The 11747-nt window shown below is 67.8% G+C and carries 18 protein-coding genes and 1 tRNA gene; 12 read left to right on the plus strand and 7 right to left on the minus strand.

Annotated features, from left to right (window positions below; all coding sequences use genetic code 11):
* The 5 genes from ABDV68_RS15005 to ABDV68_RS15025 form a co-directional block, all read left to right on the plus strand.
* The coding region (locus tag ABDV68_RS15005; protein WP_343520904.1) for an EAL domain-containing protein at positions 1-780 on the plus strand (780 nt) is incomplete at its 5' end.
* A gap of 67 nt (positions 781-847) precedes the next feature.
* Positions 848-1747, plus strand: coding sequence for a hypothetical protein (locus tag ABDV68_RS15010; protein ID WP_343520906.1), 900 nt, complete (start codon positions 848-850; stop codon positions 1745-1747).
* Between the two features lie 144 nt (positions 1748-1891).
* On the plus strand, positions 1892-2206 hold the full coding sequence (locus ABDV68_RS15015; protein WP_343520908.1) for a metalloregulator ArsR/SmtB family transcription factor: 315 nt from the start codon (positions 1892-1894) through the stop codon (positions 2204-2206).
* Between the two features lie 23 nt (positions 2207-2229).
* Positions 2230-2688 (plus strand): SRPBCC family protein, encoded by a 459-nt coding sequence (locus ABDV68_RS15020; protein ID WP_343520909.1) that lies wholly within the window; start codon positions 2230-2232, stop codon positions 2686-2688.
* 28 nt (positions 2689-2716) lie between these two features.
* Positions 2717-3109 carry an MAPEG family protein gene (locus ABDV68_RS15025; RefSeq protein WP_343520910.1) on the plus strand — a complete coding sequence of 131 codons (393 nt, stop codon included), beginning with the start codon at positions 2717-2719 and terminating at the stop codon, positions 3107-3109.
* 304 nt (positions 3110-3413) lie between these two features.
* Here ABDV68_RS15025 and nusG read toward each other — a convergent pair whose 3' ends face one another.
* From nusG to ABDV68_RS15050, 5 genes are all read right to left on the minus strand, one after another.
* Complete coding sequence (gene nusG / locus ABDV68_RS15030; protein WP_343520911.1) at positions 3414-3950, minus strand: transcription termination/antitermination protein NusG; 537 nt, start codon at positions 3948-3950, stop codon at positions 3414-3416.
* A gap of 23 nt (positions 3951-3973) precedes the next feature.
* On the minus strand, positions 3974-4171 hold the full coding sequence (secE, locus tag ABDV68_RS15035) for a preprotein translocase subunit SecE (protein ID WP_265118829.1): 198 nt from the start codon (positions 4169-4171) through the stop codon (positions 3974-3976).
* Between the two features lie 285 nt (positions 4172-4456).
* The gene (locus ABDV68_RS15040) at positions 4457-4705 is read right to left on the minus strand and encodes a hypothetical protein (RefSeq protein ID WP_343520912.1); all 249 of its coding nucleotides are present in this window, start codon (positions 4703-4705) and stop codon (positions 4457-4459) included.
* Positions 4706-4877: 172 nt separating this feature from the next.
* Complete coding sequence (locus ABDV68_RS15045) at positions 4878-5456, minus strand: YqaA family protein (protein WP_343520914.1); 579 nt, start codon at positions 5454-5456, stop codon at positions 4878-4880.
* Between the two features lie 21 nt (positions 5457-5477).
* Positions 5478-5554, minus strand: a tRNA-Trp gene (locus ABDV68_RS15050).
* A 286-nt stretch (positions 5555-5840) separates the two neighbouring features.
* Here ABDV68_RS15050 and rplK point away from each other — a divergent pair.
* From rplK to ABDV68_RS15070, 4 genes are all read left to right on the plus strand, one after another.
* Positions 5841-6272 (plus strand): 50S ribosomal protein L11, encoded by a 432-nt coding sequence (rplK, locus tag ABDV68_RS15055; RefSeq protein ID WP_343520915.1) that lies wholly within the window; start codon positions 5841-5843, stop codon positions 6270-6272.
* 4 nt (positions 6273-6276) lie between these two features.
* A complete protein-coding gene (rplA, locus tag ABDV68_RS15060; protein WP_343520916.1) occupies positions 6277-6975 on the plus strand; it encodes a 50S ribosomal protein L1 in 699 nt (232 codons plus the stop codon).
* A 94-nt stretch (positions 6976-7069) separates the two neighbouring features.
* Entirely contained in the window at positions 7070-7786 is a 717-nt protein-coding gene (locus ABDV68_RS15065) for a cobalamin-dependent protein (RefSeq protein ID WP_343520917.1), read from the plus strand.
* Positions 7783-8133 (plus strand): hypothetical protein, encoded by a 351-nt coding sequence (locus tag ABDV68_RS15070; protein WP_343520918.1) that lies wholly within the window; start codon positions 7783-7785, stop codon positions 8131-8133. Before ABDV68_RS15065 ends, ABDV68_RS15070 begins: the two co-directional genes overlap by 4 nt.
* 4 nt (positions 8134-8137) lie before the next feature.
* On the opposite strand, the gene ABDV68_RS15075 is transcribed toward ABDV68_RS15070, so the two are convergent.
* Together ABDV68_RS15075 and ABDV68_RS15080 are read right to left on the minus strand one after the other, a co-directional pair.
* Positions 8138-8797, minus strand: coding sequence for a protein-L-isoaspartate(D-aspartate) O-methyltransferase (locus ABDV68_RS15075; protein WP_343520919.1), 660 nt, complete (start codon positions 8795-8797; stop codon positions 8138-8140).
* Between the two features lie 14 nt (positions 8798-8811).
* Positions 8812-9108, minus strand: coding sequence for a plasmid stabilization protein (locus ABDV68_RS15080; RefSeq protein ID WP_343520920.1), 297 nt, complete (start codon positions 9106-9108; stop codon positions 8812-8814).
* 153 nt (positions 9109-9261) lie between these two features.
* Here ABDV68_RS15080 and ABDV68_RS15085 point away from each other — a divergent pair, with 153 nt between their 5' ends.
* The 3 genes from ABDV68_RS15085 to ABDV68_RS15095 form a co-directional block, all read left to right on the plus strand.
* A complete protein-coding gene (locus ABDV68_RS15085; protein ID WP_343520921.1) occupies positions 9262-10974 on the plus strand; it encodes a DEAD/DEAH box helicase in 1713 nt (570 codons plus the stop codon).
* Positions 10971-11429 (plus strand): YaiI/YqxD family protein, encoded by a 459-nt coding sequence (locus ABDV68_RS15090; RefSeq protein ID WP_343520922.1) that lies wholly within the window; start codon positions 10971-10973, stop codon positions 11427-11429. The genes ABDV68_RS15085 and ABDV68_RS15090 overlap by 4 nt, the downstream gene beginning before the upstream one ends.
* Before the next feature lie 64 nt (positions 11430-11493).
* On the plus strand, positions 11494-11747 hold a 254-nt coding region (locus tag ABDV68_RS15095; protein ID WP_343520923.1), incomplete at its 3' end, for an alpha/beta hydrolase.

Consider the following 11747-nt stretch of genomic DNA (forward strand, 5'->3'; position numbering starts at 1 on the left):
CGCGTGCTCGAGATGGCGCTGCGCAGCGCCCTGGAGAAGAACGAGCTTCACCTCGCCTACCAGCCGGTCGTCGATGCGGGGGCGGGCCGGCTCACCGGGTTCGAGGCGCTGCTGCGCTGGACCCATCCCGAGCTCGGCCCGATCTCCCCCGCCAAGTTCGTGCCGCTCGCCGAGGAAGCCCGGCTGATCGCGCCGATCGGCGAGTGGGTGCTGCGCGCCGCCTGCATCGAGGCGGCGAACTGGGACGAGCCGATCCGCATCGCGGTCAACGTCAGCCCCGAGCAGCTGCACAATCCCGGCTTCGCCTCGTTCGTCGCCAGCGCGCTGCGCGACAGCGGCCTGCGCCCCGACCGGCTCGAGCTCGAGGTCACCGAGAGCGTGTTCATGCGCGAGGGCACCGCCGCGGTGCGCACGCTCGAGGCGATCCTCGACATGGGCGTGCGCCTCAGCCTCGACGATTTCGGCACCGGCTATTCCTCGCTCGGCTATCTCAGCCGCACGCGCTTCTCCTCGATCAAGGTCGACCGCAGCTTCATCCAGGGCGCGTCGAAGGGCAGCAAGGAAGCGATCGCGATCATCCGCGCGGTCGTCGCGCTCGCCGACAGCCTCGGCATGGCGACCACGGCGGAGGGCGTCGAGACCGAGGACGAGCACCGCATGGTCCAGGCGCTCGGCTGCACCAAGGTGCAGGGCTATTATTTCGGTCGTCCCCTGCCCGTCGCCGAAGCCCGCGGCCTCGCCACGCGCGACAGCCAGGGCGGCGCCAGCGTCGCTGCTTAGCCTCAGATTCGGCTCCGCTGAATCCAACAGGCTTGCAATGTTGGAATAGGTTTCGGAACACTGGCGGATGTCCCGCCCGTTCAACCGTCGCCAGGCGCACGAGAACGACGCCTTCCTCGCCGCGCTGCGCCGCACCGGCAACACGCGCGAGGCGGCGCGCAGCCTCGGCATCCACCGCGGGACCATGTTCAAGCGCCGCGCCAGGGACGCCGCCTTCGCAGCCGAATGGGACGCGGCGCTCGCGCTCGCGCATGCCCGCCTCAACGCCGGCACGCCTGCCGAAACCCCGGAGGGCGAGCCGCACGTCATCCGCACCGCTTCGGGCCGGCTCCAGCTGCGCCGCGCCCGGCCGCGCCGGCTCGACCGCCAGGCCGAGCAGGCCTTCCTCGCCGCGCTCAGCGCCACCGCCAATGTCCGCCTCTCCGCCGCCGCGGCGGGCTTCAGCCACTCGGCCTTCTACCTCCGTCGCCGCGAAAGCCCCGCCTTCGCGCGCGAGATGCGGCTCGCGCTGGAGATGGGCTATGAGCGGCTCGAGCTGGCGCTGCTCGAGGCCGCCGACCCAGAGAATTATCGCGACGACGCCTGGCGCCGCAACGATCCCCCGCCGATCCCGCAGATGAGCGCCGGCGAGGCGCTCCAGCTCCTCCATCTCCACCAGAAGGAAGTGCGGCTGCAGGCCGAGCCCCCGCACATCAAGCGCCGCCGCGGCGAGAGCAGCGAAGCGCACAGGCTCCGCCTCAGCGCGATGTACGAGGCCCGGCTGCAACGCGACCGCGAAGCCTTCGACATCGCCGAAGCCGAACGCCGCGCGAGGGGCGAGCCCCATCTCTTCGGCCCGAAGGAACTGTCCCTTCCCGCGCTCGACCAGGTCAAGGGCTGGAGCAAGGCCGACCCGGCGAAACGCCCGCAGGACCGCGAGCGGCCGATGTTCGGGGGCTGGCGGATCGGGGATTGGAAGAAGGGGTGAAGTTGCGTCCGCTTCGCGCCCTCATTGCCGTCGCGCGGCTAGCCGCGGACCATCCCGAAACCTGCCGCCTAATGGATCACCACCGCGCTGACCGATCTCCCGATTGACGGCGTCATCGCGTAAGCCTAAACGAACGCGTTAGTGATGACTTACGCGATAAATGGATGGACGGCGCTGGCCGAGCCGACCCGGCGCTCGATCTTCGAGCGCCTGCTCGACCGGCCGGCATCGGTCAGTGAGATTGCGGCCAACCTGCCGATCAGCCGACCGGCCGTCTCGCAGCATCTGAAGGTCCTCAAGGACGCCGGCTTGGTGGCTGACACGCCGGCTGGCAAGCAGCGGATTTATCGCGTCGATCCCGCTGGCCTGGCGGCTTTTCGCGCTGAGCTCGACCTGTTCTGGAGCCGGGCGCTGACGACCTACAAAACCATCGCGGAACAATCCGGGGAGAAGACATGATGCACTCGGCGAACGGCACTTCAGTGAAACATAGCGTGGTCGTCGAGGTGCCGATCGAGCGCGCCTTCGCCGTGTTCACCGAACGATTCGGAAGCTTCAAGCCGCCCGAGCACAATCTGCTCGGCGTCGAGATCGCGGCGACCGTCTTCGAGCCGCATGTCGGTGGCTATCTGTTCGACCGGGGTGTCGATGGCAGCGAATGCCGCTGGGCCCGCGTCCTCCTCTACGATCCGCCGCGTCGCGTCGTGCTCAGCTGGAACATTAGCCCGCGCTGGCAGATCGAAACCGATCCGGCCAAGGCCAGCGAGTGGGAGGCGCGCTTCATAGAGGAGGCACCCGGTCGTACGCGTGTCGAGATCGAGCATCGCCACCTCGATCGGCATGGCGACAGCTGGCAGGACGTCCGGGAGGGCGTGGACGGCGAGCGCGGCTGGCCGCTCTACCTGCATCGCTATGCTCGTCTGTTCGGTGACCGCGGGTAACGGGACCAGGAATTCAGAGGAGAAGAGGATGCCTATCTATACCCCGCTCATCAGTCTGGCGGCCGTGGCGCTCTGCTTTGGTTTCGCCTTCCGCGTCGCGAGGGCGCATCGCCGTTTCGACGTGCCGCTCCCGGCGATGGCGGGGAATCCCGACTTCGATCGTGTCTTCCGCGCCCACGCCAACACGCTGGAGTGGATGCCGATCTTCCTGGTTCCGCTTTGGTTGACGGCCATCTATTTCAGCGACATCGCCGCTGCGCTCCTCGGGCTCCTGTGGATCGTTGGCCGGCTATGGTATTTCATTGGCTACAGCAAGGCGGTGGAGAAGCGCGCGCCCGGCTTCCTCACCCAATTCATGGCGTGTCTGCTGCTTTTCGCGGGCGCGTTGATCGGCATCCTACGGCACTGGCCAGTGCACTAACGCGCGCTGGGCGACCTAGAGGAAGATTAATCACGACGGTGTGGCAGACTTGCGCCCTCAACTCGGTCGTTCACGCCATCGCCGTAGCTCTCAAAAGCTGCCACCGGCGCATGGATGGCGCCCCGGCATCGTGTCGCCGACTGCGCTGCCTCCGCCAGAAAGGGCGACCGTCCGTTGGGGGCGGCGGCGCTCGATCGCGCATAGCCACGCGCCGCAAACGGCCCAATCCCTGACTCGATCGCACAACAAAGAAGGCCGGAGCGTTTCCGCCCCGGCCCTCGTATCTCACAACCGTCCCGAACCCCTACTTCGACCGCTCCACCTGGTCGAAGTCCAGCTCCACCGGCGTCGCGCGTCCGAAGATCGACACGCTGACCTTGACCTTCGACTTGTCGAAGTCGAGCTCCTCGACCACGCCGTTGAAGCTCGCGAACGGGCCTTCCAGCACCTTGACCGCGTCGCCGATCTCGTAGTCGACCTTGATCTGCTGCTTGGGCGCGGCGGCGGCTTCCTCCTTGGTGTTGAGGATGCGCGCGGCCTCGGCCTCGCTGATCGGCTGGGGCTTGCCCGAGCTGCCGAGGAAGCCGGTGACCTTCGGCGTGTTCTTGACGAGGTGATAGACGTCGTCGTTCATCGCCAGCTTGGCGAGGACGTAGCCGGGGAAGAACTTCCGCTCCGACTGCACCTTCTTGCCGCGGCGGACCTCGGTCACGGTCTCTACGGGCACTTCGACCGCCTCGACCAGCGCGTCGAGGCCGAGCCGCGTCGCATCGGCCAGGATCTGGTCCCGCACCTTGTTCTCGAAGCCCGAATAGGCGTGAATGATGTACCAGCGCGCCATTGTCGTTCCGTTCTTTGGCTCTGTTATGCGGCGAGGCCGAGGAGGAAGTTCACGATCGCGCCGAACAGGCGATCGACCCCGAAGAAGAAGATGCCGAGCAGCGACGCCATGATCAGCACCATCACCGCGGTCATGATCGTCTCGCGGCGGGTCGGCCAGACGACCTTGCGGGTCTCTGCCTGCACCTGGCGCATGAATTCGAGCGGACTGGTCTTGGCCACCTGTTGCCTCGCAAATTTGGTTGCCCGTCAGCGGGACAGGTTCCGCCGCCCGGCCCCTTCAGAAGAGACCCGGCGAGCACCCACCCACGCTGTCGGATTGGGGCAGCTATCTAGCGACTTGCCCGGCATCGGGCAAGGGCTGATGCGCGCGGCGCGGGCCAGGGCTCGCGCCCGTTGCGGGCCGGCGTCGCGCCGCGCGGTTCGGCGGGCGCGGCCGGCGCAACAAAAAATGGCGGCCGAAGCCGCCATTTTCCGTATCTCGTGCGATGAGAATCGCCGATCAGCTTAGGGGCTGTCGGGATCGTCGTCGCTGATGATGTCGATCGCGCCGGTGACCTCGAGGATCACGAGCACGCCGATGATGCCACCGATGATGAACAGCGGGCTGATCGCACCAGCGGCTTCGTTCGAGTTGGACGTCGCGGTCGCGGCGCGAACGTTCTTCAGGCTGAGCGACTGCGCCGCCGAGGCATGAGCGACACCGCTCAGAGCCATCGTCGAAGCTGCCACAGTGAGGGCAATCTTCTTGAACACGTTACTTCCCCTTCGATTTGCGCAAAGGCACGTGGGAGATAGGCGCGCTCACTCGATTTCGCAAGTGCAATAATTCGTCACAGGGCAGGAAAAATCACGGAAATCGTAACGAAAACTTCACAATCCGCCGGTTCGGAACGGCAGCAAATCGCTGCACGCGCGTTAACCTGGATCAGATCAGCGCGACCAGCGCGAACCCGCCGATCAGCGCCGCGAGCACGATCCAGCCGATCAGGTTGAGCCGTTCCTCGATCACCTTCTGCACCGGCTCGCCGAACTTCTTGAGCAGGAACGCGACGAGGAAGAAGCGCGCGCCGCGGGTGATCGCGGCGGTGACGACGAAGATCGCGAAGTTGAACTCGGCGAGGCCGCTGGCGATGGTGACGAGCTTGAACGGGATCGGGGTCAGCCCCTTGATCAGGATGATCGCCGCGCCCCATTCGGCATACCATTGGCGGAACTGGTCCATCTTGCCGGCGAGGCCGTAGACCGTGATCAGCCACTGGCCGACGCTCTCGTAGAGGAAATAGCCGATCGCATAGCCGAACATGCCGCCGAGCACCGAGGAGATCGTGCAGATCGTCGCGATCCAATAGGCCTTTTCGCGCCGCGCCAGGATCATCGGCACCAACATCACGTCGGGCGGGATCGGGAAGAAGCTCGATTCGGCGAACGAGACCGCGGCCATGTAGCGGTCGGCATGGCGATGCCCGGCAAGCCTCAGCGTCCAGTCGTACAGCGCGCGGAACATGCGGGGGAGGCCTTTGAAGGATGGCAGGGGAGCTCGGATTCGAACCGAGGGCCTTCGGTTTTGGAGACCGACGCTCTAACCAGCTGAGCTACACCCCTGTGCGGTGCAGCGCTTTAGCCCCGCTTCGGAAATCGCACAAGAGCCGCGAGGATGGCGATGCAGCTCACTGCTGCGGCACGTTCGTTCGCGAACGTTACAGGAGCATTTGTATTCCAACATTGCAAGCGGAAGGATCCGCCCGGACTTGCCTTTTCGTCCGCTCGCCGCTATGCGCACCGCCTTCCACCGTTCACCGATGGAATCCTGCGGGAGAGCGCTCCGGCGTTCGCCTGTACCGCTAAACTTGAACCGGCCGGGGCGACCCGGTCAGCTAGAGAGTGAAACATGGCTAAGAAGATCACGGGCTATATCAAGCTCCAGGTGCCCGCGGGCGCCGCCAATCCGTCGCCGCCGATCGGCCCTGCTCTGGGTCAGCGCGGCGTCAACATCATGGAATTCTGCAAGGCGTTCAACGCGGCGACCGACGGCCAGGAGAAGGGCACCCCCCTCCCCACCGTCATCACCGTCTATGCCGACCGCAGCTTCTCGTTCGAGACGAAGCAGCCGCCGGCGACCTATCTCATCAAGAAGGCGGCCAACCTCAAGTCGGGCTCGAAGGAGCCGGGCAAGGTGAAGGCGGGTACGATCAAGCGCTCGGCGCTGTCGGCCATCGCCGAGACCAAGATGAAGGATCTGAACGCGAACGACATCGACGCCGCGACCCGCATTCTCGAGGGCAGCGCACGTTCGATGGGCCTCGAAGTGGTGGAGGGCTGATCACATGGCGAAGCTGACGAAGAAGGCGCAGGCCATGGCGACCGCGGTCGACCGCGAGAAGCTGTACACCGTCGACGAGGCGATCGCGCTGGCCAAGACCAACGCCACCGCCAAGTTCGACGAGACGATCGAAGTCGCGCTGAACCTCGGCGTCGATCCGCGTCACGCCGACCAGATGGTCCGCGGCGTGGTGACGCTGCCCAAGGGCACCGGCAAGACCGTGCGCGTCGGCGTGTTCGCCAAGGGCGCCAAGGCTGACGAGGCCAAGGAAGCCGGGGCCGACGTGGTCGGCGCCGAAGACCTGCTCGAGATCGTGCAGGGCGGCAAGATCGAGTTCGATCGCTGCATCGCGACCCCCGACATGATGGGTCTGGTCGGTCGCCTCGGCAAGGTGCTGGGCCCCAAGGGCCTGATGCCGAACCCGAAGCTCGGCACCGTCACCATGAACGTCGCCGAAGCGGTCAAGGCCGCCAAGGGCGGTCAGGTCGAGTATCGCGTCGAAAAGGCCGGCATCATCCACTCGGGCATCGGCAAGGCGTCGTTCCCGGCGGAGGATCTGCGCGCGAACTTCGACGCGCTGGTCGACGCGGTGGTCAAGGCGAAGCCTGCCGGCGCCAAGGGCAAGTATCTGCGCAAGGTCGCGGTCTCGTCCTCGATGGGCCCAGGCGTGAAGGTCGACGTCGCCGACGTGTCGGCGATCTGATCCTCGCCTGACGCAAAGCAACGAAGAGGGCCGGGCGCAAGTCCGGCCCTTTTTCGTTGCGCGGCCGTTATCAGCGATTCCTCAGACCCCGCTCATGACGCTCACCGCGCGCAAGCGCACCGCGCCCCGGTCCAACTACCGGAGGCATCCCTTGCGCATCCTGCTCGTCAACATCCCCCATCCCGCGATCGGCAGCCGCATCCCGAGGGAGCAGCTGCCGCCGCTCGGCCTGCTCAGCGTCGGCGGGCCGCTGATCGGCGACGGCCATGCGGTCGAGCTGCTCGACGCCGAGTTCGGGCCGATGCCGCTGCCGACGCTCGTCGCCGAGATCGTGCGCCGCGCGCCGGATGCGGTCCTGTTCGGCCATAGCGGCTCCTCCTCCGCCCAGCCGATCATCAGCCGAATCGCCGCCGACGCAGCCGCGGCGCTGCCGGACGTCCGCATCGTCTATGGCGGGGTCCACCCGACCTATTTCTGGCGCGAGATCCTGCGCGACGAGCCGTATGTCGATGCGATCGTGCGCGGCGAGGGCGAGGAGACCACCCGCCGCCTGATGCGCGCCCTCGACAAGGGACTCCCGCTCGACGACTTCCCCGGCATCGCCTTCCGCCGCGACGGCGCGCCCTTCGGTACCCCACCCGCGCCCGTCATCACCGATCTCGATGCCTATCGCGTCGGCCGGGAGCTGATCGACCACCGCCGCTACAGCTATTGGGGCGGCAAGCGGGCGACCCCGACCAGATCCAGGCGCTCTACGTCACGCCGCATCGCTGGACGCCCTACTACCGGTTCGCCGCCGATCGCGCGGTGATACAGCCCGGCCAGACCAAATGGGACTATAAGCATCCGGTGCTCGCGGTGCGGGGCATGCGGCCGTGGCGGCTGTTCCTGTGGGTCAAGGCGATCGAGGCGATCGCTCAGCTTCGCCCGCGCGCGCTGCGCCGCTGGGCGTGGCATCCCGAGCCGAAGATCCGCCACGCGATCCGCTGGTATTACCGTATGGGCCGGCGGGTGTGGCTGCACGAGATGATCGGCTTCTTCCTGCGCGACGACTATCGCGGCGCGGACCGGACCGTCGCGCAATATCTCGGCGATACGCAGGATCATGAAGAAGAAGCATCGCGGTCCGTCCGCGCGCCGAAACGCGTGGCGGCGTGACTCGTCACACGGCGGTCCCGTCTCTCCACCCGTGCGCGCCGACCAACGGGACGAAACGTACGCCGCCCAGATCCTCCCGCTCGAAGACGTCCTCCGCGGCGCGCGTCACGCGCATCAGCCGTTGTTCGTCGGCATCTCCCACCGGCATCACCAGCCGCCCGCCGAGCGCGAGCTGACGGCACAGCGGCGCGGGCAGCTCCGGTCCGCCCGCGGCGACCAGGATCGCATCGAACGGCGCTTCCTCGGGCCAGCCGGCGGTCCCGTCGGCGGTGCGGATCATGACATTGCCGTAGCCGAGCCTCGCCATCCGACCGCGTGCCAGCGCGGATAGCTCGGCATGCCGGTCGATCGCGTACACTTGGTCCGCAATCCGGCTCATCACCGCCGCCGCATAGCCCGAGCCCAGCCCGATCTCGAGCACGCAGTCCCCAGGCCCGATCCGCGCCGCCTCGATCATCAGTGCGACGATATAGGGCTGGGAAATCGTCTGCCCGGCCTTGATCGGCAGTGGCGTATCCTCATAGGCGAACTCGCGCATCGCCGCGGGTACGAACGCCTCGCGCGGCACCGCGCACATCGCGTCGAGCAGCGCGGGGTCCGAGATGCCGCGCGCCGCGATCTGCTGCTCCACCATCGCCTCGCGCTGCGTGCGGGTGCCGCTCATGCCGCATCCCGGAGTCAGCCGTTGCCTTGCTTGCGCCGGGTCTCCCAGCCCTTCTTGGCGGCAGCCGAACGGTCGGCGGCGCTTTGGCTCGACCCGCCCTTGCGGCCGCCCTTGCGCAAACTCTCGTGCGTGTCCTTCTTGCCGCGGCCCGATCCGGACTTGTTGCCGCCGCCCGATTCCTTGTTCACCGTCGCCCAGGCGCGCCGCTCGGCTTCCTTCTTGGAAACGCCGCGGTCCTCATAGCCTTCCTCGATATGCTCGGCCTTGCGCTTCTGCTTGTCGGTATACTTGTCCTTGTCACCCTGGGGCATGATCCGTCTCCACGCGCCGCCCCCCGCTGGTAGGAAACGAGCGGCCGCGGCCGAGGTTCAACCGCCGCCCCTCGCCAAGCGCCGCAAAATGCGCTAGGGGGCCGCGCTTACCCGCGCCGGGCCCGTTCGGCCGCGCGACGACTTGTGAGCTGCATGACCTTTTCAAATCTCCCTACCAGCCTCGCCGAGGCGCTGGCCGCGCGCGGCTATACCGACCTGACCCCGGTGCAGGCCGCCGTCACCGAAGACGCCGCCAAGGGCCGCGACCTGCTCGTTTCAGCTCAGACCGGCTCGGGCAAGACCGTCGCCTTCGGCCTCGCCATGGCCGACGAGCTGCTCGAGGACGGCGCCCTTCCCGCTCCCAGCCTGCCGCTGGCCCTGGTGATCGCCCCCACCCGCGAGCTCGCGCTTCAGGTCGCCAAGGAGCTGAGCTGGCTCTACGCATCCGCGGGCGCCCGCGTTGCCACCTGCGTCGGCGGCATGGACCCGTCGCGCGAGCGCCGTACGCTCTCGCACGGCACCCACATCGTCGTCGGCACGCCGGGCCGCCTGCGCGATCATGTCGAGCGCGGCGCGCTCGATCTCAGCCAGGCGCGCGTCGCCGTGCTCGACGAAGCCGACGAGATGCTCGACATGGGCTTCCGCGAGGAACTCGAGGCGCTGCTCGACGCGACCCCGCCCGAGCGCCGCACCCTGCTCTTCTCGGCGACGATGCCCAAGCCGATCGTCGCGCTCGCCAAACGCTACCAGCGCGATGCCCATCGCATCTCGACCGTGGGCGAGGAGCGCGGCCATGGCGATATCAGCTATCAGGCGATCGCGGTCGCGCCGGCCGACATCGAGCATGCCGTGATCAACCTGCTCCGCTTCCATGAGGCGGAGACGGCGATCCTGTTCTGCGCGACGCGCGACAATGTCCGTCACCTCCATGCCGGCTTGACCGAGCGCGGCTTCGCCGCCGTCGCGCTGTCGGGCGAGCACAGCCAGAACGAGCGCAACGCCGCGCTGCAGGCGCTGCGCGACCGCCGCGCGCGCGTCTGCGTCGCCACCGATGTCGCGGCGCGCGGCATCGACCTGCCCAGCGTGACGCTGGTCATCCATGTCGAGCTGCCGCGCGACGCCGAGACTCTCCAGCACCGCTCGGGCCGCACCGGCCGCGCGGGCAAGAAGGGCACCGCCGTGCTCATCGTCCCCTATCCACGCCGGCGCCGGGTCGAGATGACGCTCAAGCAGGCGAAGATCGCCGCGGAATGGCTGCCGGTGCCCAGCGCCGACGACATTCGCGCCAAGGATCGCGAGCGGCTGATGGCCAAGCTCGTCGCGCCGGTCGAGATCGAGGACGACGATCGCGAGATCGCCGAGGCGCTGCTCGCCGAGAAGTCGCCGCTCGAGATCGCCGCCGCTTTGGTCCAGGCGCATCGTGCGTCGATGCCGGCGCCCGAGGAGCTGATCGACCGCAGCCCGGCCGAGCAGCGCGCGGCCGTCCATCGCCCCGGCTTCGACGACGTGGTCTGGTTCAGCATGAATATCGGCCGCCGCCAGAATGCCGATCCGCGCTGGATCCTGCCGCTGATCTGCCGCCGCGGACATGTCACCAAGTCGGAGATCGGCGCGATCCGCATCGGCGCGGGCGAGACTCGCTTCCAGGTGCCGCGCGCACTCGCCGACCGCTTCGCCAGGGCGGTGGCCAAGTCGGCGACGCCCGACGAGGAAGATGTGCGCATCGAGCTCGCCGACGGCCCGCCCCCGCCCGGCACGCGCGGCGATCATGCGCCGCGCCATGGCAAGCCGCGCGACCATAGCCGGCCCGTGCATCGTGCCCGCCCGGCCAAGCCCCATCACCGGGGCAAGCCGCCGAAGAAGTGAGCGCCGTCCGCATCCTGGTCGACGCCGACGCCTGTCCGGTGAAGGACGAGGTGTACAAGGTCGCGTGGCGGCGCGAGGTGCCGGTGACGATCGTCGCCAACGCCTTCATCCGCATCCCCGACCACCCGCTGATCGCGCGTGAGGTGGTGTCGGACGGGTTCGACGCCGCGGACGACTGGATCGCCGAGCAGGCCGGCGCGGAGACCGTGGTGATCACCGCCGACATCCTGCTCGCCGACCGCTGCCTCAAGGCCGGCGCGACCGTGCTGGCACCCAACGGCAAACCGTTCACCACGAGCTCGATCGGTGCGGCGATCGCGACGCGCGCGATCATGGCGGACCTGCGCGCGGGCGGCGACCAGATCGGCGGACCGCCGCCGTTCCGCAGGGAAGACCGTTCGCGCTTTCTCTCCGCGCTCGACGAAGCGCTGGCTCGGCTCGCCCGCGGTGCGTGACGAGAACGCATTCGTCATCGTTTCGAATCCGTGATAATCACACGCCACCATTTCGGAGGCGCGCATGATCGAAGAGCGGATCACTCACCCCGATGGCACCGGCATCAACCTGCACAGCTGGCCCGCGAGCGGGACGGCACGCGCGGCGATGGTGCTACAGCACGGGTTCAACGCGCATGGCGCCCATCTCGCATGGGCCGCCGAGCAGTTCGCTGCCGCGGGCTTCGCCTGTTACGCGGTCGACCTGCGCGGGCGCGGCAAGTCGGGCGGCGAGCGTTTCTTCGGCGGCGATTTCGTCAAGTACCTGTCCGACCTCCA

This window comes from Sphingomonas sp., from assembly GCF_039595165.1.
In the GTDB taxonomy this organism is placed as follows: Bacteria; Pseudomonadota; Alphaproteobacteria; order Sphingomonadales; family Sphingomonadaceae; genus Sphingomonas.